At 59.7% G+C, this 23,331-nt stretch carries 21 protein-coding genes and 1 riboswitch; of the genes, 18 read left to right on the forward strand and 3 right to left on the reverse strand.

What is annotated here, in order from left to right:
• The first annotated feature begins 114 nt into the window (after positions 1-114).
• From murB to SPHFLASMR4Y_RS00500, 13 genes are all read left to right on the forward strand, one after another.
• Complete coding sequence (gene murB, locus SPHFLASMR4Y_RS00440; RefSeq protein WP_186265995.1) at positions 115-1,011, forward strand: UDP-N-acetylmuramate dehydrogenase; 897 nt, start codon at positions 115-117, stop codon at positions 1,009-1,011.
• Complete coding sequence (locus SPHFLASMR4Y_RS00445; protein WP_089131797.1) at positions 1,008-1,940, forward strand: D-alanine--D-alanine ligase; 933 nt, start codon at positions 1,008-1,010, stop codon at positions 1,938-1,940. The genes murB and SPHFLASMR4Y_RS00445 overlap by 4 nt, the downstream gene beginning before the upstream one ends.
• Positions 1,937-2,818: a cell division protein FtsQ/DivIB gene (locus tag SPHFLASMR4Y_RS00450; protein ID WP_089131798.1), complete on the forward strand. Its 882-nt coding sequence runs from the start codon at positions 1,937-1,939 to the stop codon at positions 2,816-2,818. Before SPHFLASMR4Y_RS00445 ends, SPHFLASMR4Y_RS00450 begins: the two co-directional genes overlap by 4 nt.
• 54 nt (positions 2,819-2,872) lie before the next feature.
• Positions 2,873-4,132, forward strand: coding sequence for a cell division protein FtsA (gene ftsA / locus SPHFLASMR4Y_RS00455; RefSeq protein ID WP_089131799.1), 1,260 nt, complete (start codon positions 2,873-2,875; stop codon positions 4,130-4,132).
• Between the two features lie 106 nt (positions 4,133-4,238).
• Complete coding sequence (gene ftsZ / locus SPHFLASMR4Y_RS00460; RefSeq protein ID WP_089131800.1) at positions 4,239-5,762, forward strand: cell division protein FtsZ; 1,524 nt, start codon at positions 4,239-4,241, stop codon at positions 5,760-5,762.
• A 146-nt stretch (positions 5,763-5,908) separates the two neighbouring features.
• Positions 5,909-7,711, forward strand: coding sequence for an SPOR domain-containing protein (locus SPHFLASMR4Y_RS00465; protein ID WP_186265996.1), 1,803 nt, complete (start codon positions 5,909-5,911; stop codon positions 7,709-7,711).
• Positions 7,708-8,868 (forward strand): deoxyguanosinetriphosphate triphosphohydrolase, encoded by a 1,161-nt coding sequence (locus SPHFLASMR4Y_RS00470; RefSeq protein ID WP_089131802.1) that lies wholly within the window; start codon positions 7,708-7,710, stop codon positions 8,866-8,868. Before SPHFLASMR4Y_RS00465 ends, SPHFLASMR4Y_RS00470 begins: the two co-directional genes overlap by 4 nt.
• 121 nt (positions 8,869-8,989) lie before the next feature.
• Complete coding sequence (locus SPHFLASMR4Y_RS00475; RefSeq protein WP_089131803.1) at positions 8,990-9,649, forward strand: NAD(P)H-binding protein; 660 nt, start codon at positions 8,990-8,992, stop codon at positions 9,647-9,649.
• Between the two features lie 104 nt (positions 9,650-9,753).
• A riboswitch (glycine riboswitch) is annotated at positions 9,754-9,855 on the forward strand.
• A 252-nt stretch (positions 9,856-10,107) separates the two neighbouring features.
• A complete protein-coding gene (gene gcvT / locus SPHFLASMR4Y_RS00480; protein ID WP_089131804.1) occupies positions 10,108-11,250 on the forward strand; it encodes a glycine cleavage system aminomethyltransferase GcvT in 1,143 nt (380 codons plus the stop codon).
• 23 nt (positions 11,251-11,273) lie between these two features.
• Positions 11,274-11,645: a glycine cleavage system protein GcvH gene (gcvH, locus tag SPHFLASMR4Y_RS00485; protein ID WP_089131805.1), complete on the forward strand. Its 372-nt coding sequence runs from the start codon at positions 11,274-11,276 to the stop codon at positions 11,643-11,645.
• 151 nt (positions 11,646-11,796) lie between these two features.
• A complete protein-coding gene (gene gcvPA, locus SPHFLASMR4Y_RS00490) occupies positions 11,797-13,155 on the forward strand; it encodes an aminomethyl-transferring glycine dehydrogenase subunit GcvPA (RefSeq protein ID WP_089131806.1) in 1,359 nt (452 codons plus the stop codon).
• Positions 13,152-14,735 carry an aminomethyl-transferring glycine dehydrogenase subunit GcvPB gene (gene gcvPB / locus SPHFLASMR4Y_RS00495; protein WP_089131807.1) on the forward strand — a complete coding sequence of 528 codons (1,584 nt, stop codon included), beginning with the start codon at positions 13,152-13,154 and terminating at the stop codon, positions 14,733-14,735. The genes gcvPA and gcvPB overlap by 4 nt, the downstream gene beginning before the upstream one ends.
• Positions 14,736-14,859: 124 nt before the next feature.
• Positions 14,860-15,837, forward strand: coding sequence for a bile acid:sodium symporter family protein (locus SPHFLASMR4Y_RS00500; RefSeq protein ID WP_089131808.1), 978 nt, complete (start codon positions 14,860-14,862; stop codon positions 15,835-15,837).
• Here SPHFLASMR4Y_RS00500 and SPHFLASMR4Y_RS00505 read toward each other — a convergent pair.
• Positions 15,834-16,322: a methyltransferase family protein gene (locus tag SPHFLASMR4Y_RS00505; protein ID WP_089131809.1), complete on the reverse strand. Its 489-nt coding sequence runs from the start codon at positions 16,320-16,322 to the stop codon at positions 15,834-15,836. The two genes, SPHFLASMR4Y_RS00500 and SPHFLASMR4Y_RS00505, sit on opposite strands and share 4 nt — an antisense overlap.
• Positions 16,323-16,375: 53 nt before the next feature.
• On the opposite strand from SPHFLASMR4Y_RS00505, the gene SPHFLASMR4Y_RS00510 reads away from it, so the two are divergent.
• From SPHFLASMR4Y_RS00510 to SPHFLASMR4Y_RS00520, 3 genes are all read left to right on the forward strand, one after another.
• Positions 16,376-17,017, forward strand: a complete 642-nt coding sequence (locus SPHFLASMR4Y_RS00510) for a DUF938 domain-containing protein (RefSeq protein ID WP_089131810.1) — start codon at positions 16,376-16,378, stop codon at positions 17,015-17,017.
• A 227-nt stretch (positions 17,018-17,244) separates the two neighbouring features.
• On the forward strand, positions 17,245-18,819 hold the full coding sequence (locus SPHFLASMR4Y_RS00515; RefSeq protein ID WP_089131811.1) for a long-chain-fatty-acid--CoA ligase: 1,575 nt from the start codon (positions 17,245-17,247) through the stop codon (positions 18,817-18,819).
• A gap of 134 nt (positions 18,820-18,953) precedes the next feature.
• Positions 18,954-19,379, forward strand: a complete 426-nt coding sequence (locus tag SPHFLASMR4Y_RS00520) for a PaaI family thioesterase (RefSeq protein ID WP_089131812.1) — start codon at positions 18,954-18,956, stop codon at positions 19,377-19,379.
• A 67-nt stretch (positions 19,380-19,446) separates the two neighbouring features.
• Here SPHFLASMR4Y_RS00520 and SPHFLASMR4Y_RS00525 read toward each other — a convergent pair whose 3' ends face one another.
• Positions 19,447-20,358 carry a LysR family transcriptional regulator gene (locus SPHFLASMR4Y_RS00525; RefSeq protein ID WP_089131813.1) on the reverse strand — a complete coding sequence of 304 codons (912 nt, stop codon included), beginning with the start codon at positions 20,356-20,358 and terminating at the stop codon, positions 19,447-19,449.
• Positions 20,359-20,665: 307 nt separating this feature from the next.
• Between SPHFLASMR4Y_RS00525 and SPHFLASMR4Y_RS00530 the strand changes: the two genes are divergently transcribed.
• Positions 20,666-20,995, forward strand: coding sequence for a UrcA family protein (locus SPHFLASMR4Y_RS00530; protein ID WP_186265997.1), 330 nt, complete (start codon positions 20,666-20,668; stop codon positions 20,993-20,995).
• A gap of 379 nt (positions 20,996-21,374) precedes the next feature.
• On the forward strand, positions 21,375-21,797 hold the full coding sequence (locus SPHFLASMR4Y_RS00535) for a BLUF domain-containing protein (RefSeq protein ID WP_089131815.1): 423 nt from the start codon (positions 21,375-21,377) through the stop codon (positions 21,795-21,797).
• 126 nt (positions 21,798-21,923) lie between these two features.
• Here the strand turns inward: SPHFLASMR4Y_RS00535 and SPHFLASMR4Y_RS00540 are convergent, their stop codons facing one another.
• Complete coding sequence (locus SPHFLASMR4Y_RS00540; RefSeq protein ID WP_089131816.1) at positions 21,924-23,282, reverse strand: MBL fold metallo-hydrolase; 1,359 nt, start codon at positions 23,280-23,282, stop codon at positions 21,924-21,926.
• Between the last annotated feature and the right edge of the window lie 49 nt (positions 23,283-23,331).

The raw sequence follows: 23,331 nt of genomic DNA on the forward strand, positions 1-23,331 counted from the left end.
AATAGTCCCCAGCAGCTTGCCGTTCGTCCTGAGCCTGTCGAAGGACAATTCTCGTCTTGCGGTGCCCTTCGACAAGCTCAGTGCGAACGGATCATCCCGCCGGGAGCCGCTTTCATGAACGCGGTTGCCACCATGCCTGTTACCCGCGGCAAGCTGACCGAAGGCGCTGCTCTGGCCCCGCTCGTCTGGTTCAAGAGCGGCGGTGCGGCAGAGTGGCTGTTCGAGCCGAAAGATATCGACGATCTGCAGCAGTTCCTTCGCGATCTTGATCCGGCAATAGCCGTCTGGCCGCTCGGACTGGGGTCCAACCTGATCATCCGTGATGGAGGCATGCCGGGCGTTGTAGTGCGCCTGGGCAAGGCCTTTGCGGCTATTCAAGCCGACGGAATGACGCTCAACTGTGGTGCCGGTGCGCCGGGAATTTCAGCGGCCAGCAAGGCCCGCGACCATGGCATTGCCGGTTTGGAATTTTTGCGCGGCATCCCCGGCACGATCGGCGGCGCGGTCCGCATGAATGCTGGCGCTTATGGCCGCGAAGTCTGCGACATATTGGTGAGCGCGGATGTCGTGCTGCGCAACGGCGATCTGGTGACGATTCCGCTCGCCGACATGGGGTTTAGCTACCGCCATTCTGGTCTGCCGGACGGATCGATCGTTGTCAGCGCCGCATTTGTGGGAGAGGCCGGCGACCCTGAAATCATCGGTGCCGAGATGAAGCGCATTGCCGACGAGCGCGAAGCTTCGCAACCGCTGCGGTCGAAGACAGGCGGCTCGACGTTCAAAAATCCCGACGGTAAGAAAGCGTGGCAACTGGTCGACGAAGCCGGTTGTCGCGGCCTGCAGATCGGTCAGGCGCAAGTGTCCGAAAAGCACTGCAACTTCCTGATCAATCTTGGCGGTGCGACATCCGCGGATATCGAAGCGCTTGGCGACGAAGTGCGCAAGCGGGTAAAGACGCATTCGGGCGTCGAACTGCATTGGGAAATCCAGCGCGTGGGGGATGAAGCATGACTGCCAAAGACAAAAACAGCCTCCATATCGCCGTCCTGATGGGCGGATGGTCCGCCGAACGGGAAGTGTCGCTGAGCAGCGGCAAGGGCGTCGCCGATGCGCTGGAGAAAAACGGCCATCAGGTGACCCGCGTCGACATGGACCGCAATGTCGCACAGGTGCTTGCCGGCATCCGTCCCGATGTGGTGTTCAACGCGTTGCACGGCGTTCCCGGTGAAGACGGCAGCGTCCAGGGCATGCTCGATCTGATGCAAATCCCCTATACCCATAGCGGGCTCGCCACGTCGGTAATCGCGATCGACAAGGAATTGACCAAGCAGCAGCTGGTACCCGCCGGCGTCCCGATGCCCAAGGGCAGGATTGTCTCCAGCGCCAGCCTCCATGACGCCGATCCGTTGCCGCGACCCTATGTCCTCAAGCCGGTCAACGAGGGCTCTTCCGTCGGTGTCGCGATCGTGACCGACGACAGCAATTACGGGCATCCGATCAGCCGCGATGCGGCGGGGCCGTGGCAGGAGTTTGACCAGCTTCTGGCCGAACCCTTCATCAAGGGGCGCGAACTGACCACGGCTGTTCTCGGCGGCAAGGCGCTTTGCGTAACTGAATTGAGGACGGCTCAGGGCTTTTATGATTATGAAGCCAAATATACAGAGGGCCTGACCCAGCATGTCTGCCCCGCCGAAATTCCTGCCGATATCGAGAAACTGTGTCTCGACTATGCTCTGCGCGCCCACCAGATTTTGGGGTGCAAAGGGACTTCGCGCACAGATTTCCGCTGGGACGACGAGCAGGGCGCGGCGGGGCTGTTTGTGCTGGAAACCAACACGCAGCCCGGCATGACTCCGCTCAGCCTGGTCCCCGAGCAGGCGAAACAGATGGGAATCAGCTATGAAGAGCTGGTCGAGATAATCGTGAGAGAAGCCCTATGACAGCGACCCGGAAACGCAATAATCGGCAGGCCAGGGGCAAGCCCCGGAAACAGGCAAAGCGCACGGTCAAGCAAGTCTCCGTCTTCGACAGGATATTGCGGGCCATGCCTGTGACCGAAGAGCAGGTTCAGAAGGGCCTGACCTGGGGTCTGGTGGCCGTGTTCATCCTCGGCGCCTATAGCGTTGCGCATTATTCCGGCATCAATGACAGGATCAAGACCGAGCTTGCCGAAGCGGTCGGCAATGCCGGTTTCGAAGTGAAAAGGGTCGAGGTGACAGGCGTCAACCGCATTGACGAGCTGAAAGTCTATGAAATCACGCTGGCGCAGAAGGACCGTTCGATGCTGCTGGTCGATATTGACGAGGTACGCGAAGATCTGCTGGCCAATGGCTGGATCAAGGACGCACGGATTTCGCGTCGCCTGCCCGACACGCTGATTGTCGATATTGTCGAGCGCGAACCCGTTGCCGTCTGGCAAAATCAGGGAACGCTCTCGCTGATCGACAAGACCGGCTATCCGCTTGAAGAAATCGTCCCGGAAGAGATGCCGGATCTGCCGGTAATCGTCGGCAAGAAGGCCAATCTGAAATTTTCCCAGCTCGATTCACTGCTCGATGTCGCGCCGGCGTTGCGTCCGATGGTGACCGGTGCAAGCTGGATCGGCAACCGGCGCTGGGATCTCGAATTTGACAGTGGCGAAACGCTGGCCCTGCCCGAGGGTGAGGAGACGGCTTCGGCGGCGCTGCTCAATTTTGCGCGGATGGACGGCATCAACCGGTTGCTCGGTCGCGGAGTCGTTCATTTCGACCTGCGCGATGCGGAGCGCGCCTATCTGCGGATGCCGCCGAAGGAAGAGCCGGTCGAACCGGAGAGTTGACCGGCCGGAGTGCGCATTGGGTGATGGTTTTTATCGAGGTGAAGGAATAGTCGGATGGCAGCACGGGTAGAAAAAATCTTCACATCGCTGGATATCGGCTCGTCGAAAATTTCGGCGATGATAGCCGGCCGGATGGACAATGGCGAACTGACCGTTTTGGGCACCGGCCATCATGCCAGCAAAGGGGTGAAGCGGGGCTATATCGCGGATACCGAAACGACCGAAACCGACGTCAGGGCGGCGGTGGAACAGGCCGAGCGCATTGCCGGCACCAATATCGACGATGTCTGGGTCAGCTTCTCGGCCGGCGGATTGCAAAGCATGCTGACCTCGGTGGAAACCGAACTCGGGGGGCACCGGATCGAACAGGATGATATCGACCTGCTGCTCGATGCCGGTCGCAACAGCATCGATCCCAAGGGAAAGATGGTGCTGCACGCCCAGCCTGCTCTCTATACGCTCGACGGCCTCAACGGGGTGAAGAAGCCAAAGGGGCTGCACGCCGACCGTCTCGGGGTGGACATCCATGTCATTCTTGCGGAAGCCTCGCCGGTTCGCAATATCGAGATGAGCGTGCGCGGTGCGCATCTCAATGTCAGATCAATCGTCGCGTCCCCAATTGCGGTCGGCAACGCCTGCCTTTCGATGGAAGAACGCGAACTGGGTGTCGCGCTGGTCGAGATGGGCGCGGAGGTGACCAATATCTCGCTCTTCGCAGGCGGCATGCTGGTCGGCTTGACGACCTTGCCTTATGGCGCAGCCGACATAACAGACGATATCGCCTCATCCTTTGGTCTGCGGCGCGCGCAGGCCGAGCGGATAAAATGTTTCTATGGTTCTGCCACGACCAGCCCGCGCGATAATCACGATGTGATCAGCCAGGGGCTCGATGACGTTGGCGAAGCCGGGGAAGAGGACGGCCGGATCACCCGCGCGCAGCTGATCGCGGTCATTCGCCAGCGGCTCGATCATCTGATCGGAGAGATCGGCCGGTCGCTCAAGGAGCTGGGCTTTACCGGTCCGGTTGGGCGTCAGGTGGTGCTGACCGGCGGTGGCGCCGAGCTCAAGGGCATTGCCGATTATGCCCAGTCGGCTCTGGGACGCACGGTCCGCATCGGTCGTCCGACCGGGCTGAGCGCGCTTCCCGAAGCGCATAGCGGTCCCGCTTTCGCCGGTCTGGCCGGGCTGGCGCTCTATGCATCGCAGGAGCCTGTTGATTTGCGCTACATGGCGAGAAGCCATCAGAATGTTCACAAATATGGCGGATCAGCAGTAATCGGACGGCTTATGTCGGCGATCCGCGGAAATTTTTAGTATTTTGACGAAAATAAATTCACTTTTCGGGTGATTCCTGCGGGAAATTTGTGCAAAGCGTTAAACAAATATTACAGCACGATAAAATGTCTCGGGAGACAGTGAGATGAGTATCAATATTGGTCCACCAGAAGTCGAAGAACTGAAGCCGAAGATCGCGGTCATCGGTGTCGGCGGTGCCGGGGGCAACGCGATTGCCAACATGATTGCCGCACAGGTCGAAGGCGTTGATTTCATCGTCAGCAATACCGATGCACAATCGCTCAACAGTTCCACCGCCGAACGGCGGATCCAGCTTGGCCCCGATATTACGCAGGGTCTGGGCGCCGGTTCGCGACCCGAAGTCGGTCGCGCCGCGGCCGAGGAAACGATCGATCTGGTCGAACAGGCTCTCGAAGGCACGCACATGTGTTTCATCGCCGCCGGCATGGGCGGCGGCACCGGTACCGGCGCTGCGCCAGTAATCGCAAAGGCGGCACGCGACCGCGGCATCCTGACCGTTGGTGTGGTGACCAAGCCTTTCACTTTCGAAGGCACGCGCCGGATGAAAGCGGCCGAAGCGGGCATTGAGGAACTGCAGAAGAATGTCGACACGCTGATCGTCATTCCGAACCAGAATCTGTTCCTTGTTGCCAATCCCAACACCACGTTCAAGGAGGCTTTCCTGCTTGCTGACGAAGTGCTGCAACAGGGCGTCCGCGGCATTACCGACCTGATGGTCATGCCGGGGCTGATCAACCTCGACTTTGCCGACGTGCGCAGCGTGATGCACGAAATGGGTCAGGCGATGATGGGTACCGGTGAAGCGGAAGGCGACGGACGGGCGCTGGAAGCTGCCGAGAAGGCCATTGCCAATCCTCTGCTCGACGGTGTGTCGATGCAGGGTGCCAAGGGCGTTATCGTGTCGATCACCGGTGGTGAAGACATGCGTCTGATGGAAGTCGACGAAGCTGCCAATCATATTCGCGAACTGGTTGATCCGGACGCCAATATTATCTGGGGCAGCGCGTTCAACCCGAATCTCGACGGCCGTATCCGTGTGTCCGTTGTCGCGACCGGCATCGACAATGACGGTATCCGTCCCGCTTCGGCGCCATCGGCCTCTTTTGCCATGGGCAGCCCGGCTGCCAAGCCGGAAGACACGTCCGCGCCATCCAGCTTCGCGTCGTCGATCGCCAGCGACGAGGACGCGGAAGAAGCGGCACAGGAAGCGGAAATCGCATCTGCACCGGTTCCCGAGGCCGAACCGGAGCCAGAAGCCGAAACGGCTGAAGAGCCCGAAAGCCCTCCCGCTCCGGTCGCAACCTATGGTGACGACGATGATCTGAGCGTCACGCCGTCCTTTGCTTCGCTGACTCCCGGGATTGCGTCGAAAAACCCGACGTCGGAAGAGGATGAGCTGATTCTTGGCGATGATGCCATTCAGCCGGCCGAGGAAGACACGGCTCCTGCAGCCAGCCAGGCACCACCGGCACCGCGTGTTGCCACCAGTGGCGGGACGCTGTTCGAACGGATGTCCAATCTGACTCGCGGCGGATCGAAGGGCGATGATGCCGAGGATGGCGAGGATGACAAGTCACGCGATCCGCTCGACATCCCGCGCTTTCTGAACCGCCAGAATAACCAGTAATTACCGGTTCTCGCCAAGCTGTCTGATCGACTGATGGGGCATCGCGAGGGAGTTTGTCTTTCGCGTGCCACCATTGGCCTTGCCGGAATGCGGGAACGATTGATTTCAAGCGTAATCGTTCCTTTATGTATCTTGTGAATCACAAATTGAAAATTCTGCTGGCCGCGTCGGTGGCTTTTGCAACATCTGCCTTGCCGCAGGTGCCTGCCTTTGCCCAATCCAGCGCTCGGTCCAACAGCGATGACCTGCAGGATGCGCTGCGCCGGATTGCGATCAATTCCAATGACTCCTCCGCGCTTGCCGATGCCGGGCTGGCGGCCCTCGAACTGGGTGATATGCGCGCGGCGATCGGCTTTCTGGCCAAGGCGGATCAGATTTATTCAACCAGCGGCCGAGTGAAAGTCGGCCTCGGCCGGGCGTTGCTGGCGGAGGAAAATCCGTTCGGTGCAATCCGCTATTTTGATCAGGCGGTGGCCAATGGCATAGCGCCGCACGAGATTGCGGCGGATCGCGGTCTTGCCTATGACCTGATCGGGCGGAATCGCGAGGCTCAGAAAGATTATGAACTGGCCATGCGCCATGGCAGCAGTGACGAGCTGATCGCGCGCTATGCGGTGTCGCTGGGGATCAGCGGTGATGTTGACCGGGCCGATGCCCAGCTCAACCCGCTATTACAGAAAAGCGATCGCGATGCTTGGCGCAACCGGGCCTTCATCTACGCTATGAACGGTAGGAAAAAGGAAGCGGACAATATCGTCGAACAGACGATGGAGCGGCGCATGGCGAAAGCCATCAAGCCCTTTTTTGACCGTATGCCCAAGCTGACTGCTGCGCAAAAGGCGGCGGCGGTCCACTTCGGTCATTTTCCCGCCAGCGAGAATGTCGGTGTGGATGTAGCGGCGGTGCAACTGGCTTCCAGCCGGATTGCCGAAAATGGCAGCGGCGTCGACGCGGGCCTGATCCCGGTCGGCGAGGCGCTGGGCGCCGATGCCAAGCGCCCTCGCGTGCTGGCCATGCCCGACAAGTCGCCGCGGCGCCGCCCCGGTACAACCGAACGACGGTTATCCGATCGCGAAGCGCGCCGCGCTGCGAGGAAAAAAGAGGCGCAATCATCATCCCGGATAGCGGCAGCGCCGCCGCCGGCCAGCGTTGCATCCCGGTCCCAGACCCCGGCGAGAAGCGATTCGAATTCGACTTTCCTCCCTGCGACGAGACAGGCCGCAGAGCCGGAGCCGGTCAAGGCGAGCGAAAGCCAGTCCGGGAGCAAGACGTCGGCACCGGGTTTCGCTACCACGCTGGGCGTCAGCCGCCCGCCGGTGCTGGTCTCGCAAACCGTGGAGCGCAAGGTTGAAATCGCCGGTCGCCAGCCGGAAACCCAATCGGTAGTCCCGCAACCGCTGGAAAGCGCAACGGCCGCACCCGGCAAGGCGGACGGACCGGTCAATCTGATCAATTTTGATCTGGCGCAACAACGGTCCGCAACCGCCGACATGGCCTCGGCCGAACCGGCAACCCGGCCGCTTTCCGACATTATCAGCGGCATCGACATACCCGATCGCGAAACCCGAACCACGGTCGTCCCGGTCGATCTCGACGAAATTGAACCGGCCAAGCCAAAGCCGAAGATAGTCGCCAAGCCGATCGAGAAAACACCGGCGAAACCCAAAGAGCCGGAACATCCAAAACGCTATTGGGTGCAGATTGCGACGGGATCCAATCTCGATGCGCTGAAATTCGATTTCCGCCGGATGACGAAAAAACAGCCTGAATTGTTCAAGGACAAGCAGGCCTGGACTTCACCCTGGGGCCGCACTCGCCGGCTGGTGGTCGGACCCTTTGCCGATTTCAAGGCGGCCAAGGCATTCGAAGCGGATTACCGCAAGGATGGTGGCGACGGTTTCGCCTGGGCGAGTGCGGACGGTGTCGAGGTTAACGAGCTGTCCAAATGATCCAGTTGAAAAGCTATGCTAGCGACCCGGCAAGCAGCCGGGGCCGGTTGCACGATGAAAAGCGCGACGTGACACGCGGTCCGCGCGATGATTTTCAGCGCGATCGCGACCGGATCATCCACAGCATTTCCTTTCGCCGCCTGCGCCACAAGACGCAGGTCTTTGTCGCGCCTGACGGAGACCATTACCGGGTGCGGCTCACCCACAGTCTGGAAGTCGCGCAGATCGGCCGGACCATGGCGCGGGCGCTCGGTCTGAACGAAGATCTCACCGAAGCGCTCTGTCTCGCCCATGATATCGGCCATCCGCCGTTCGGCCATGCCGGAGAGGATGCGCTGGAAGAAGCTTTGGCGGATTTTGGTGGTTTTGATCATAATGCCCAGACCATCCGGACATTGACCAGGCTGGAAACGCCCTATCCGCGCTGGGATGGTCTCAATCTAACGTGGGAGATGCTCGAGGGTCTGGCCAAACATAACGGTCCGGTTGCCAAGCCGACCTGGGCGCTGGCAGAGGCCAATGCAGCGATGGATCTCGACCTTGACAGCTGGCCGTCGCTGGAAGCGCAGGTGGCCGCGATTGCCGACGATATCGCCTATGATAATCACGATATTGACGACGGCATGCGGGCCGGGCTGTTGACGCTCGACCAGTTGCTGGAGCTGCCTTTTATTGCGGAGCGCTGGGAGGCCCTTCGCAGCCGCTTTGCCGACGTTTCGCAGGAGCGGCTGCTTCCCGAGCTGATCCGTGACCAGATCGGCTTGATGGCCAATGACGTGCTCGCAACCACGCAGGCGCGCATTGCCGAATTGGGCATCGAAATGCCGGAAGATGTGCGGCAGGCGGGGCAGATGATCGGCGGTTTTTCCGATGCGATGGCGGAAAAGGAACGCCGGCTGAAACGCTTCATGTATGAAAATCTCTATCATCACCCGAAGCAGATGGCGGCGGCGGAAGAAGGTAAGATGATGGTGGCTGATCTGGTCAAGGCCTATCGCGATCAGCCGGACCTGATGCCGGAAAGCTGGGCCTCGGCGCTGCCGTATGAAGAACCGGAGCGGATCCGCCACATCGCCGATTTTCTCGCCGGCATGACCGATCGCTATGCGCGCAACCGGCACGCCGAGATTTTTGGCGAGCAGGCCGGCAAAGGCTGATACGTCACCCCGGCGAAGGCTGGCGCCCAACAGAAATGTGCGAGCCTTCGAAAAATCGGTTTGGATAGCAGACTGCGCTGCTATGACGGTTTATCTAGCATATATTCTGGGGGAATAGACCATGGCCGATACAATTCTGATCCTCGGCGCCACCGGCCTGATCGGCGGATTGCTGACCCGCAAGCTGGTCGGGCAGGGCAGGGACAAAAGCCTCCACCTGTTGCTCCGGCGCCCCTACCGGGAAGATGTCGGCAAAGCCAGAGTCCACGTGCAGTTGCAGGAAAACTGGCCCGCGACCATTGCCGGAATCAAACCGGATATCGTCATTTCCTGCCTCGGCTCGACGATGAAGAAAGCGGGGTCGAAGGAAGAATTTGCCGCGGTCGACCGCGATCTGGTCGGCGCTGTTGCAGCGGCTGCCAAGGCGGCGGGCGCCCGGCAGTTTATCGCCATCTCCTCGACCATGGCGGATAGCAGCGCGTCCAGTTTCTACCTGAAAACCAAGGGAGAAGCCGAAGACCTGATGCGCGCCGAAAAATTTGATCGCCTCGACATCATTCGCCCCGGCCTGCTGCGCGGAGAGCGGACGAATGACAATCGCCTGGGCGAAAGCCTCGCCATCGCCGCGAGCCCGGTCATGGATATCCTGTTGCACGGCAAACTCCGCCGGTTTCGCTCGATCCTCGCCAGCGATGTCGCGGACGCCATCATCGTGCTCATGGCCGACCGGCAACCGGGAGAATTTGTCCACGAGAATGATTCGATCTGGGACATGGTCTAGGTTCGACCGGAAATACTGCACCGCACAACAGAATCATTGACTCCCTGCGGCCGGTCATCCACTCTTCAATCTGCTTTTTGATCGTAGCCTCCGGGCGATGGTCATGAGATATTGCGGGAGAGCGTTTTGCTGTCCCACCGGACAGAAGAGCCGCCGAAGGAGCAACCGCCCCGGAAACTCTCAGGCCCCTGGACCGCAATATTCTCACAGGCACTCTGGAAAGAGAGCGGATGGTCCTAACGACCGGCGCTCCACCGAAGGGGTAAATGGCGTCGGATTTGGTCCGGCATGAACGCTCGCCGTTCATCCTGAGCTTGTCGAAGGATGGTTGGCAAGCGCGCTTCGACAAGCTCAGCACGAGCGGAAGTGAGAAGCCATGAAACTCTCAGGTTCCGTGACAGAGGGGGCAGTTTTGCAGGGCTTTGCTGCGGGCTGTCTTTTGTTTGAGCGGAAATATCATGAGTGAAAATACCCAAAATCTGAAGCAATTGCCACTCGGTGACTGGCATCGTGGTCTCGGCGCGCGGATGGTGCCCTTCGCCGGCTATGAAATGCCGGTCCAATATGAAGGCGTGATGGCCGAGCATATCTGGACCCGGACCGAAGCGGGCCTGTTCGATGTTTCCCACATGGGTCAGTTGCAACTGACAGGCGAGGGCGCAGCTGCGGCGCTGGAACGGGTCACGCCGGGCAATCTCTCGGCGCTGGCGGCGGGCAAGATCCGCTACACGCTTCTGCTCGCTCAGGATGGCGGGATTTTGGACGATCTGATGGTGACCAACACCGGTCAGAATCTCTATCTGGTGGTCAATGGCGCGACCAAGCATGACGATATCGCCTATTTGCGCGAACATTTGCCCGACAGTCTGACGCTGCACCATCTCGAAGACGCAGCCTTGTTGGCGCTGCAGGGACCGAAGGCCGCAGAAGCGCTCGCAAAACTGGGTATCGACCCGTTCGAGCCGGACTGGCCTCTGCCAACCGATCTGCATTTCATGGAAGCCGGACCCTTTCTCTGGAACGGTATCCCGCTCGGGATCAGCCGTTCGGGCTATACCGGCGAGGACGGCTTTGAAATCAGCGTTCCGGCAGAACATGCGGTGACGCTGGCCGAGGCTCTGACCGAGCTGGAAGAAGTCCGCCCGATCGGGCTGGGCGCGCGCGACAGCCTCCGGCTCGAAGCCGGTCTGCCGCTTTACGGTCATGACATGAATGCCGATATATTGCCGGTCGAGGCCAATCTGAACTTCGCTCTGTCCAAGGCGCGGCGGGAAGAGGGCAATTTTGCCGGAGCAGAGCGCGTGCTCGCGCAATATCCGGACAAGGCCGATAAAAAGCGCGTGGGCCTGTTCGTCGACGGTCGCCAGCCGGTTCGCGAAGGCGCTACGGTTGTAAATGCAGCCGGCGAGGCCATCGGTAAGGTCACCAGCGGCGGTTTCTCGCCGACGCTGCAGCGTCCGATTGCCATGGCCTATGTGCCGATGGATATGTCGGAAACCGGTACCGCCATTACCGTCGAGCAGAGGGGCAAGACGATAGCCTGTACCGTCGCCGACATGCCCTTTGTGCCACATAACTATCACCGCAAAACCAAGCCATAATATTATCAGAAAAGGACGAGACGATGAGCCGATATTTTACCGATGAACATGAATGGGTCGAGGTCGAGGGCGATACCGCGACCGTCGGTATCACCGACTATGCACAGGAACAGCTGGGCGACATCGTGTTTGTCGAAGTACCGGAAGTCGGGACAGAACTGGCGCAGGGCGATGATGCCGCCGTGGTGGAGTCGGTCAAGGCCGCGTCCGACGTCTATGCCGCAGTCTCCGGCGAAGTGATCGAGGTCAATGAAGCGCTGGAAGACGAGCCCGGCCTGGTCAACTCGTCGGCCGAGGAAGACGGCTGGTTTTTCCGGATCACGCTGTCCGACAAGGACGAGCTCAGCGACCTGATGGACGAAAAGGCCTATAAGGCCTTTGTCGAGGGTCTTTAGTCACAATAGCCCCTCCCCTTCAGGGGAGCGGTTGGGGTGGGGCCTGTCCTCATTCACAAATTCGGGGGCTGGCATCGAGCCAGCCTCCTCATAACCCACCCCTTGCCCCTCCCTTGAAAGGGAGGGGTTAGGAAGGAAAGAAGGAAGTATAATGCGTTATCTCCCGCTGACTCCCGATGACCGGCAGTCGATGCTGTCCAAGATCGGCGCGCAATCGATCGATGACCTGTTTGTCGATGTTCCGGAAGAAGCCCGGCTGAACGGACCGATCGAGGGCCTGCCGATGCACGCCGGCGAGATGGCGGTAGAAGCGCATATGAAGGCGCTGGCGCGCAAGAACCACGCCGCCGGCGATATGCCCTTCTTCCTCGGGGCAGGGGCCTATCGCCACCATGTTCCGGCGAGCGTTGACCATATCATCCAGCGCGGCGAATTTCTGACCGCCTACACGCCCTACCAGCCGGAAATCGCGCAGGGCACGCTGCAGACCCTGTTCGAGTTCCAGACGCAGGTCGCGCGTCTGTTCGGGGGCGATGTCGCCAATGCCTCGATGTACGACGGCTCGACCGCCTGCTGGGAAGCGATCACCATGGCGCGGCGGATTACCAAGCGCGGCAAGGCGATCCTTTCGTCCGGTCTGCACCCGCATTATGTATCGGTCGCCAAGACCATGGCGCGCTTCACCAAGGACGATCTGGCTTACCAGGCACCAACGCTTGACGCCGCCACCGATAGTGACGGCCTGCTCGAGCAGATCGATGACGAGACCAGCTGCGTGGTCGTGCAATATCCCGATATATTGGGCCGGATCGGCGATCTCACCGCCATCGCGGAAAAGGCGCACCAGCATAAAGCCCTGCTGATTGCCGTGGTCACCGAACCGGTTGCGCTCGGCGCGATCAAGTCGCCGGGTGAAATGGATGCCGATATTGTTGTGGGCGAAGGCCAGTCTCTGGGTGTCGGCCTGCAATTTGGCGGCCCCTATGTCGGCCTGTTCGGATGCAAGCAGAAATATGTCCGGCAAATGCCCGGACGGCTGTGCGGCGAGACCGTCGACGCCGAAGGCAAGCGCGGCTTCGTGCTGACGCTCTCCACCCGCGAACAGCATATCCGCCGCGAAAAAGCGACCTCCAATATCTGCACCAACAGCGGATTATGCGCGCTGGCATTCTCGGCGCATATGACCTTGCTTGGCGAAAAGGGGCTGCGCGAACTGGCAATGCTCAATCACAAGAAAGCGGTGCAGGCCGCGAACCGGCTGTCGCAGATCAGCGGCGTCAAACTGTTGAATGACAGCTTTTTCAACGAGTTCACGCTCGTTCTTGATAAGGATGCGCGGCCCGTCGTACGGCAACTTGCCGACCAGCGGATCCTGGCCGGTGTGTCTCTCGGCCGTCTTTATCCGGATGTGACGCCGCTCGCGCACGGCTTGCTGGTCGCCGTCACCGAAACATCAACCGATGGAGAGCTCGAAGAATTTGCGACCGCTCTGGAAGGAGCGCTGTCATGAGCATGCTCTCCGAAGGACGCCCGACCAGACAGGAAGACAATCTGAACATGACCGACGATGCGTCCATCACTACCCACACCGGCAACCGCGCCCTGATGGTCGACGAACCGCTGATCTTTGAAATCGGTTCGCCCGATCGCAGCGGCGTCGATCTTCCGGATGCTCCGCAGGTCGAAAACCGTCTTGGCGGTCTCGAACGCGAAGCGCCGATCGCCATCCCCGGATTGTCGGAAGGCGAGATGGTGCGGCACTATACCAGGCTCAGCCGCCAGAATTACGCGATCGACGTCGGCCTGTTTCCGCTCGGCAGCTGCACCATGAAGCACAATCCGCGACTCAACGAGAAAATGGCGCGGCTCAAGGGCTTTGCCGACATCCATCCGTTGCAGCCGGTCGACAGCGTGCAGGGTGCGCTCGGCGTGATAAACGAACTGGCGGTCTGGCTGATCAAGCTGACCGGCATGCACGGCGTGGCAATGACGCCCAAGGCCGGCGCGCATGGCGAGCTTTGCGGTATCCTCTGCATCCGCGCCGCTCTCGAAGCGCGCGGCGATGCGCGCGAAGTGATCCTGGTGCCGGAAAGCGCCCATGGCACCAATCCGGCCACCGCAGCCTTCGCCGGTTACAAGGTCGAGGATATTCCCGCCAATGCCGCGGGCCGTGTTGATCTCGAAGCGCTGAAGGCGCGTCTGGGACCGGATGTCGCCGGTGTGATGATCACCAATCCCAATACCTGCGGCCTGTTCGAGCCGGATATGAAGGCGATTTCCGATGCGGTCCATGAAGCCGGCGGCTATGTCTATTGCGATGGCGCGAATTTCAACGCCATCGTCGGCAAGGTCCGTCCCGGCGATCTCGGTATTGATGCGATGCACATCAATCTGCACAAGACCTTCTCCACCCCGCATGGCGGCGGAGGCCCGGGTTCCGGTCCGGTGGTATTGTCCGAAGCGCTGGCGCCTTACGGGCCTTTGCCATTTACCGAACGCCATGCCGACGGTCATATCACTTTGGTCGAGGAAGAGACGGTCGAGGACCGGCATCCGCATACATTCGGCCGTATGAGCGCCTTTCATGGCCAGATGGGCATGTTTACGCGGGCTCTGACCTATATCCTGAGTCACGGCGCAGACGGCCTGGCACAGGTGGCGGAAGATGCGGTGCTCAATGCCAATTATATCCTGCGCAGCCTGGAGGACGTACTCGAGGCGCCCTTCGCGCACAGCGGTCCCTGCATGCACGAGGCTTTGTTCTCGGACAAGGGCTTCACCAACGACCTGACCACGCTCGATCTCGCCAAGGGCATGATCGACGAAGGCTATCACCCGATGACCATGTATTTCCCGCTGGTGGTGCATGGCGCGATGCTGGTCGAGCCGACCGAGACCGAGAGCAAGGCGGCGATCGACCAGTTTATCGGCGCCTTCCGCTCGGTGGCCGAACGGGCCAAGGCGGGCGACGAAACACTGAAAAGCGCGCCTTATTTTGCTCCGCGGCGGCGGCTGGATGAAACGCAGGCCGCGCGCAAGCCGATATTGGTGTGGACGGAAGACGAGGAATTTGCTCAAGCTGCGGAATAATGAGCAGAAATTGCTGTAATTTACCGTTGCTCCGTTCGTCCTGAGCCTGTCGAAGGACAGTTTCCGGTCGATGGAGGCACTTCGACAAGCTCAGTGCAAACGGTAAAACCGGGGGGAGAGAGCTTTGATTCACCGTCTGACCAATCTCTTTGCCCTGTGGACAGTTTTGGGGACAGCCTGGGCATGGTTTGTCCCCGACCATTTTCTCTGGGTCGTTGACGGCCGCTTCCGCCCGCTTGGCCAGCCGCTGGTCAGCGTGATGCTGGGGCTGGTGATGCTCGGCATGGGGCTGACGCTCTCGTTTGACGATTTCAAGCGGATCGCCAAAATCCCGCGCTGCGTTGCCAGCGGCGTTATCCTGCAGTTTACCGTGATGCCGCTGGCGGGGATTCTGATCGCCACTATATTTGGTCTCGAGACCGGTCTTGCCGTCGGCCTGATCCTTGTCGCCTGCTGCCCCGGCGGCACGGCGTCCAATGTGGTTGCTTATCTCGCCAACGCCAATCTCGCGCTGTCGGTGACCATGACCATGGCCTCGACCCTGATCGCGGTGATCGCGACACCCGTGCTGACCGGATGGCTGGCCGGCAAATATGTCGAGATCGACCAGTGGAGCCTGTTCATCAACATGGTTTCGATCGTGTTGCTGCCGGTGATCGCCGGCGTGCTGTTCAACCGCTATCTGCCGAGAGCGACGGAGAAGATCGCCGTGATCTCGCCGCTCGCCTCGGTCATCGTCGTGGTGCTGATCGTCGGCGGGATCATCGCCAACAGCAAGGCGCTGATCGAGGCGCATTTCGGCGTGCTGATGCTGGCGATCCTGCTGCTCCATGTCTTTGGCTTCGGGCTTGGCTATCTGATCACCAGAGCGATGGCTCTGGGCGTCGCCGAACGCCGGACGATCAGCATCGAGGTCGGCATGCAGAACAGCGGTCTCGGCTCCAGTCTTGCGTCGACACCCAGCTTCACCGCGCAATTTGCCAGCCCGATGCAGGCGGCCCTCGCGCCGGTCCCGGCCGCGATATCGGCGGTCTACCATGTGGTCATCGGCAGTTTTCTGGCCGCTGTCTGGCGGCGGCTGTCGACCGGCGACGCCGACTAGATCCAGCGCCGGACTCTGGCTTTATAGGCGAGATATTCGTCACCGAATTTGGCGGCCAGGTAGCGCTCTTCCCGCGCGATCACCTGAGTGCGAATGACCAGAAGGGCGACCGGCAGAAGGATCACCGCCCAGCTGCTGCGCAACAGCAACGCGAAGCCAAGGGAAACCAGGGCCATGCCCAGATACATCGGATTGCGGGTGAAGCGGTAGATGCCCGAGCTGACGATCTGGTTGGCATGTTTCCACGGTTCGAGATTATTGCCCAGTTTCCGGAAACGACTGGTGCCTGCGATCATGATTGAAAAGCCTGCCAATAGCGCAAAGCCGCCGGCGACCATGATCCAGGGCGACACCGGTATGAAGTCGGGAACGCGACCGCTCAGCCGGTCCAGCAGCAATCCGGTCAGCAGGAAACCGAGATAGACCAGCGGCGGCGGAAATTTCACTTGCGCGCTGTCTTCTTCGAGGCGAAACAGTTTCGACATGGCCGAAATGAATATCCCAATATCGTCGCACACGCAAATTGAGTATCGCTGCAATGACTGATCCCAAGCCGTGGACCATCGACGAAGCGGCCCCGGCCGAACAGCGCCATGCGCCGGCGACACTGCGCAACCGCGATGCGATTGTCGCGGTCCTGCGCGATATCCTGCCCGATCAGGGTCTGATACTGGAAATCGCCAGCGGCACCGGCGAACATGCCGTCTATTTCGGCCGGGCTTTTCCCGAGCTGACGTTCCAGCCCAGTGATCCCGATCCCGCCTGTTGCGAATCCATCGCCGCCTGGACGAAGCGGGAAGGGGTGGCCAATATCCTGCCACCGCTGCAGCTCGATGCGCAGACCGCGCAATGGGATGTGCAGGATGTGGCGGCCATATTGTGCATCAACATGGTCCATATCAGTCCCTGGGAATCGAGCATCGGCCTGTTTGACAAGGCCGGCAGGTTGCTCGCTCCGGGCGCGCCCTTCTTTCTCTACGGCCCCTATTTGCGGGCAGAGGTCGAAACCGCGCCGGGTAATCTGGCCTTCGAACGCAGCCTGAAAAGCCGCAACCTGCGCTGGGGCCTGCGTGATGTCGCCGATATGGACGCGCTGGCGGAACGCAACGGCTTCGTCCGCGAAAATCTGATCGAGATGCCGGCCAATAATATATCTTTGGTGTACAGGAAGCAGGGTTAAGCCCCTCCTTTTCAAAGGAGGGGTTGGGGTGGTTTCTCTCCTCAATGAATTGCTCGCTGGTTTCCCATTAACACTCGCCCATATAAAATTCGCTTGCGCGAGCGATGCCGTCGCATCGCCACCACCCCCAACCCCTCCTCTAAAGAGGAGGGGCTTGAGTTTCTTCCCCTTGCCATGGCTTAATCGCGCGATTAACAAGGCCGTCAGAACAATATAGGAGCGGGCAAATGACAGAGACACGACGCTGCATGGGGTCTTCCATCGCCCATTGGGCTACGAAAACACCAGACAATATCGCGATCGACGATCCGGACGGTTTGGTCAGCTATGCCGAACTCGACAAGCGGGTCACCGAATATGCGCAAGCCTTTACGGGTGCCGGCCTTTCCAGGGGCGATCGCATCTGCTGGCTGGGCAAAAATAGCGGTCTCTATTTCACCCTGTTCGCCGCCGCCAGCCGCGCCGGCATGGTGATCGCGCCGATCGGCTGGCGTCTTGCTGCGCCGGAAGTCGCTTATGTCCTGAAAGACACAAAAGCACCGCTGCTGATCTGCGAGCCCGCATTTGCCAAAACCGCCGAGAAGGCTGCACAAGACTCACCCGATACCAAGACGATCCTTTGCACCAGGACCGGCACCGATCTGCCGACGCTGGCGGATTTCGTCGCCAATACCGCCCCCGGCGATCTGCCTGAAACCGACCCGGCGGAAGGCGTACTGCAACTTTATACGTCCGGCACCACCGGCAATCCCAAGGGCGCGGTTCTGACCAGCGACAATCTTTTCAAGCTGCGGCCGCTGGTCGAGGATCATCCCGATCATGCCTGGATCGACCTGAACCCCGGCGACAGCACGCTCGCGGTCATGCCCTGCGCGCATATCGCCGGATCCGGCATCGGCCCGATCGCCTTTTACAATGGCGCGACGATGATGGTCATTCCCGAATTCCACCCTGATCATGTGCTCGATTGCATCGACAAGGGGCTGAACCAGTTTTTCCTCGTGCCGACCGCGCTGCAGATGCTGGTCAACTGGCCGCGCGCGAAGGATACCGACTTTTCCTGCGTCCGCAGCGTCACCTACGGCGCCGCGCCGATTCCGCTGGAGCTGCTGCGCCAGTGTATCCAGACCATGCCGCAGGCTTTGTTCTGCCAGCAATATGGCATGACCGAAACCACCGGCACCGTCTGCATATTGCCACCCGGCGATCATGATCCCGACGGCAATGAACGGATGCGCGGCATCGGCATTCCCTTGCCCAGCGTCGAAATGAAGATTGTCGACGAAAAGCGGCAGGAAGTCCCGCCCGGCACGATCGGAGAAATCGCCACACGGTCCGGTCTCAACATGCTGCATTATTTCAACAATCCGGAAAAGACGGCAGAGACGGTCGACGAAGAGGGCTGGCTCTACACCGGTGATGCGGCGGTGATGGACGAGGACGGCTATTTCTATATCAAGGACCGGGTCAAGGACATGATCATCTCCGGCGGCGAGAATGTCTATCCGGCGGAAGTGGAAAACGCGATCTTCGGCCACCCGCAGGTCAATGAAGTGGCGGTCATCGGCATCCCCGACGCGAAATGGGGCGAAGCGGTGAAGGCCGTGGTCTCGCCAAAGCCTGACGCCGGCGAAGTCGACACCGACAGCGTTATCGCCTGGGCACGCGAGCGGATTGCCGGGTTCAAGGTGCCGAAAACGGTCGACGTGATCCCGGAGCTGCCGAGAAACGCATCCGGCAAGATCCTGCGCCGCGAATTGCGCGCGCCTTACTGGGAAGGCAAGGATCGCGGCGTGAATTGACCGTGCGCGGGGAAAGCGGCGGTCCGGACAGGGCTGTCTGCCAGTAAACGCGAGCGGTTGAGCGACGCCATTATGTTTCTTTTGAACGTGAAAATCGAGCGCCGTTCCGGACGGCGGACGCAGGGGGTATATTGATGATGAACAAAGCGGAAATAATTGACAGGCAAAACCGTGCAAGCCCTGCATTTATCCGGTTGCTCGGGGGGAAGCTGGTCGATTTCGACGCCGGAAAATGCGCCTGCACCTTCGAATTCGATATCGGAACGGACTATTGCCACTCTGTTGATATCGTGCAGGGCGGCTTTGTTACCGCTATGCTGGACGCGGCCATGAGCCACGCCATGTTTCTCCATGATCCGGACATTGTCGGCCTCTCTTCGCTGGAGATAAAGACCACCTATCTGGAACCGACACGCGCGGGAAAGCTGCGGGTAGAAGGCTGGGCAATCAAGCAGGGCTATAAGATCATCTTCATGGAAGGCCATGTCTACGATGCGGATGACGTTTTGACCGCGACCGCCAGCACGGTCAGCAAAATATCCCGGGCGCCCGCCGGCTAGGCCGGTTGAAGCAACCGATATATCGAACGGCATCTCCATAGGGGCAGATGGCGGACATTGTCGTGGCTCAGACGAATTCCGATGACCGCATCAGGTTGCGCGGATCGCTGGCGGCTTCGCTGAGCAACCAGTCGCCGAACCAGCGGATCGCGCGCTTGCTGCCCGATGCATTCTTGATCGCGAGAAAATAGCTGTACGGGGTCTCGGCGCTTTCGCCGAAGGGGCGAACAAGTCCGGATGTTCCGGATTTGAAATTGACCATGTCCTCGAGCACCAGAGCTATCCCCAGACCGTTTTGTGCCGCTGAAACAAGCAACGGGCCATTGTCATAATATTCGATTTTGCTGGAAGGCAGCGTATCGAAACCGACGGTATTCAGCCAGTTGGGCAGTATTTCCGGCAAGGCGCGATGGATCAGGAGCGGCTGTTCCCGCAAGGCGCGTTTGAGTCCGGACCGCGTGTCGACCAGACCGGGTGCGGTGATCGCGAAGGCACGTTGCGGGCGCAGTTCGTGCATTTTGATCTGATGCTCATTCTTGTTGGCAAACAGGATGATGGCATCCAGGCTCATGCCCAGTTTCGCCATGGGTGAGCCGGAACTGTCGAGTGTCAGCTCGACTTCAGGATATTTCGCCCGGAAATGCTGCATTCGCGGCATCAGCCAGGCCGTTGCGAAGGACGGGGGCACGCCCACGGTGATCTTGAATTGTTTTTCCTCGCGCAGTTCTTCCAGAAGCAGCCCGAGCTTCTCGAACACAGGTTCGGTGCCGATCAACAGACGCTCCCCGGTCGGGGTGAGCTGAAACTCATGATGGCGCCGTTCGAAAAGCGGCTGGCCGACATAGGTTTCCAAATTCTGGATGCGGCGGCTCAAGGCCGACGGGGAAAGATTCAGATCGGTCGCGGCGGCGCGAAGCGTGCCGCTCCGTGCTGTGGCTAGAAAAGCTTCGAGAGCACCGGTCGGGGGAAGCCTGCGCATTGTTACTCCTGATACACGTTACGACAGCGTGATCCTTCATCGGGGACCCGATCCCTTGAAGGGGTGAATCCGGATCAGATCGGCGCTGTGTCGCGATACTAAACAATTTTATGCTGCGATGCATCATTTTCTTGAAAAAGCCCCGATGCCACATTTTTTCAATCTGGAGCGATCTTCTCAAATATCTGAATATACAGTGTAAATTATAAATTTGCAAAGAACGCAACGGCCCGTGCGCAGGCTGCGATGGTGCTTTTTATGCGGATCGATAATGCTGCAACGCACAAATTCAGAAGGGAATCATACTATGAACATCATCAAAAACACCGTCCTTGTCGCTCTTGCAGCGTCAGCCATCGCCACCGCCCCTGCGGCGGCCGCAGAGGAAAAGGCATTGTTCAAATTCGCCGCCCAGGAATTGCAGAGCGAAGGCAGCCGCGAGCGGATGATGGCGCGCCTGGAGAGAAAAGCGCGCTCTTACTGCCGCAGCAGTAACTACTCGGTAATCATCCCGCACCACAATCTGTCCAAGTGCAGCGATGCGATCGAAGCACAGTGGCTGGCGGCCATCGACAGCGTTGAGCTGAGCGGTTTCAGCGCCCCGGCTGGCGCGAAACTGGCTGACGCCCGACCATAATATTTACCACGTGCCCAACCTGTCGTTCTGGCGCTCGGCAATATAGTGAAACAGGCCCTTTCCGTCTCTGGCGGAGAGGGCCTGACTGTCAAAGGCCCGGCTAAATTTATCAAATCCGGAGCGGTTCCCGAGCCCAGACCACATCGCTGTCACTGTGTCAGTTGGTCGGATCGCAAGCCACGGGAACCCCGGTCCGGCCCTCGATGTGACGACCTTTGAGAGGCTTTCCGACATTGGTTATGTCTGGATATGCGGCCATATCCGGGCCGATATAGCTCTTGAAACTGCTTCGATTTTGCATATAGCCAACCGGCGTAAAATGCCGACAGCGTGTGTCAAGATTTGACGGGTCATCGGAAACAGGGGGTAGAGCTGTGCCATGCCAAATGGGTTAATTACATCGATCAGCTATATCAGCACCGCGCGCGCCGGTCTGACAGAAGAAGATTTCCAGAATATCCTGGCCGAAGCCGGCGCTCGGAACGATACGCTCGGTCTGACCGGGTTGCTCGCTTTCAACGGATTGAATTTCATGCAGATTCTGGAAGGTTCCCGACTGGATCTCAACCAATGCATGGCCTTGATCGAAGCCGATCCTCGTCACGACGGCCTTGTCATATTCGACCGTCGCGAGATAAGACGGCGGGAATTTCCCGATTGGCAAATGGCGGGCATCATGGTCGATCAGACAGGCCAGAAAAGCAAAGCGAAGCTGGAGCAGATTCTGGCAGGGGACGGAGTCCGGCCGGAGACGAGAAAGCATTTCGAGAGCTTCCATTCCTTCGGCGCTCCGGCCCGATAGACGCATTCGGCGTTGCGTCCGGCACAATGTGCCATCGTCATGTGCCAGCGTCAGGCGCGATAGCAGGACTTGCATTTTGACGCCGTAACTGATCGCCCGGCGTTTGTCCGTCGCCGCCAATATTGCCTAGACATCCGCCCCCGACGCTTTCCAGGCTCCCATCGAACCGAGATAGATGTCGAGATTTCCGAAACCCCGACTGGCCAGCCAGCCCGCGGCCACGGTTGCGCGCATGCCGCTGGCGCACATCAATGTATAATGGCGGGTCTTGTCGAGCTCCTGCCACCGTTCGTTCAGTTCGCCGACATAGATATGTCGAGAGCCATCGATAGAGACCTCGCTTCGCTCATCCGCATCGCGCACGTCGAGCAAGGTCCAGTCGCCGCGATCTTCATTCAGCCGCCTTTCGACCTCTCCGGTTGTGATCATCGGGATTTGCGCCATATTTCTCCCCGCTGCCGCCGCCGGGACGACGCCGCTATAGCCGCCGACGATATTGTCCAGCGCGATCCGGACGAGATGCTCGGTGGCCGTGGCCAGCTGACTTTCGTCGGAGCCGATCAGCAATATGCTGTCTTCTTCGCCGATGAACCATCCGGCAAAGGCTGGTATCATGCCGACGGGCAGGTTCATCGAACCGGGGAAATGACCCGAAGCATAAGCCATCGGTTCGCGTACATCGATCCAGCGGGTAGCGGAACAGTCATCGAGTTCTGCCAGGCTCAACATTCTGGGCTTCAGTACCCGTGGTGCCGGGTCACCGCCTTCCAGATTGAGCCGTTCCATCAGCCGGAAATAGGGCGGCTGGTAATGGTTTTCGTTGACCTTGGCCTCGATAAATGCGTCGCGGCTTTCGATCTGCAACCGGGGATTGTTCTTCCGTTCATGCCCGACCGTCGAAAATTCCCGTTCCGCCATTCCCGACCCGCAAACCGATCCGGCGCCATGGGCGGGATAGATGATCGCCTGATCGCCAAGCGCCAGAATTTTCTGCAGCGAATCGAACAAAAGCCCGGCCACTTCCCGTTTGCGGTCCGGATAGAAGTCGGTGCGACCGACATCGCCCACGAACAGGGCATCGCCCGTAAACACGCCGACCGCTCCTTCGGGATATTCACTGTCATAAAGCGCGAAGGCGAGATGGTCGTCGGTATGACCCGGTGTTTCGACAATCTCGACAGCGAGCTGGCCGATTGCGAACCGGTCGCCTTCACGGACGGTTGTCGCATAAACGACGTCACCCGCCGCATTGGGGCCGTGAAAGACATCGGCTCCTGTCATGTCTGCCAATATGGGCGCGCCGGAGACCAGATCCTCGTTGCGGTGGGTCTCGAAAATATGGGTAATCTCCAGACCTTCGGCGCGGGCCGTTTCGAGATAGATGTCGCAGTCCCGTCTCGGATCGATGACGGCCGCCTTACCGCCGGAACCGACCAGATAGGAAAGATGGGAGAGACCGGGTGTCTTGATTTTTTTGAGCAGCATATGTCCTCCTGACGTTGATCAACTTACCCGGAAAAGGCGATCGGGTTCC

Source organism: Sphingorhabdus sp. SMR4y (genome assembly GCF_002218195.1).
In the GTDB taxonomy this organism is placed as follows: domain Bacteria; phylum Pseudomonadota; class Alphaproteobacteria; order Sphingomonadales; family Sphingomonadaceae; genus Parasphingorhabdus.

Excerpts from the sequence above, each read along its gene's own strand:
- murB (WP_186265995.1), top strand. The coding sequence starts at position 115 with ATGAACGCGGTTGCCACCATGCCTGTTACCCGCGGCAAGCTGACCGAA.
- SPHFLASMR4Y_RS00445 (WP_089131797.1), top strand. The coding sequence starts at position 1,008 with ATGACTGCCAAAGACAAAAACAGCCTCCATATCGCCGTCCTGATGGGC.
- SPHFLASMR4Y_RS00450 (WP_089131798.1), top strand. The coding sequence starts at position 1,937 with ATGACAGCGACCCGGAAACGCAATAATCGGCAGGCCAGGGGCAAGCCC.
- ftsA (WP_089131799.1), top strand. The coding sequence starts at position 2,873 with ATGGCAGCACGGGTAGAAAAAATCTTCACATCGCTGGATATCGGCTCG.
- ftsZ (WP_089131800.1), top strand. The coding sequence starts at position 4,239 with ATGAGTATCAATATTGGTCCACCAGAAGTCGAAGAACTGAAGCCGAAG.
- SPHFLASMR4Y_RS00470 (WP_089131802.1), top strand. The coding sequence starts at position 7,708 with ATGATCCAGTTGAAAAGCTATGCTAGCGACCCGGCAAGCAGCCGGGGC.
- SPHFLASMR4Y_RS00475 (WP_089131803.1), top strand. The coding sequence starts at position 8,990 with ATGGCCGATACAATTCTGATCCTCGGCGCCACCGGCCTGATCGGCGGA.
- gcvT (WP_089131804.1), top strand. The coding sequence starts at position 10,108 with ATGAGTGAAAATACCCAAAATCTGAAGCAATTGCCACTCGGTGACTGG.
- gcvH (WP_089131805.1), top strand. The coding sequence starts at position 11,274 with ATGAGCCGATATTTTACCGATGAACATGAATGGGTCGAGGTCGAGGGC.
- gcvPA (WP_089131806.1), top strand. The coding sequence starts at position 11,797 with ATGCGTTATCTCCCGCTGACTCCCGATGACCGGCAGTCGATGCTGTCC.
- gcvPB (WP_089131807.1), top strand. The coding sequence starts at position 13,152 with ATGAGCATGCTCTCCGAAGGACGCCCGACCAGACAGGAAGACAATCTG.
- SPHFLASMR4Y_RS00505 (WP_089131809.1), bottom strand. The coding sequence starts at position 16,322 with ATGTCGAAACTGTTTCGCCTCGAAGAAGACAGCGCGCAAGTGAAATTT.
- SPHFLASMR4Y_RS00510 (WP_089131810.1), top strand. The coding sequence starts at position 16,376 with ATGACTGATCCCAAGCCGTGGACCATCGACGAAGCGGCCCCGGCCGAA.
- SPHFLASMR4Y_RS00515 (WP_089131811.1), top strand. The coding sequence starts at position 17,245 with ATGACAGAGACACGACGCTGCATGGGGTCTTCCATCGCCCATTGGGCT.
- SPHFLASMR4Y_RS00520 (WP_089131812.1), top strand. The coding sequence starts at position 18,954 with ATGATGAACAAAGCGGAAATAATTGACAGGCAAAACCGTGCAAGCCCT.
- SPHFLASMR4Y_RS00525 (WP_089131813.1), bottom strand. The coding sequence starts at position 20,358 with ATGCGCAGGCTTCCCCCGACCGGTGCTCTCGAAGCTTTTCTAGCCACA.
- SPHFLASMR4Y_RS00530 (WP_186265997.1), top strand. The coding sequence starts at position 20,666 with ATGAACATCATCAAAAACACCGTCCTTGTCGCTCTTGCAGCGTCAGCC.
- SPHFLASMR4Y_RS00535 (WP_089131815.1), top strand. The coding sequence starts at position 21,375 with ATGCCAAATGGGTTAATTACATCGATCAGCTATATCAGCACCGCGCGC.
- SPHFLASMR4Y_RS00540 (WP_089131816.1), bottom strand. The coding sequence starts at position 23,282 with ATGCTGCTCAAAAAAATCAAGACACCCGGTCTCTCCCATCTTTCCTAT.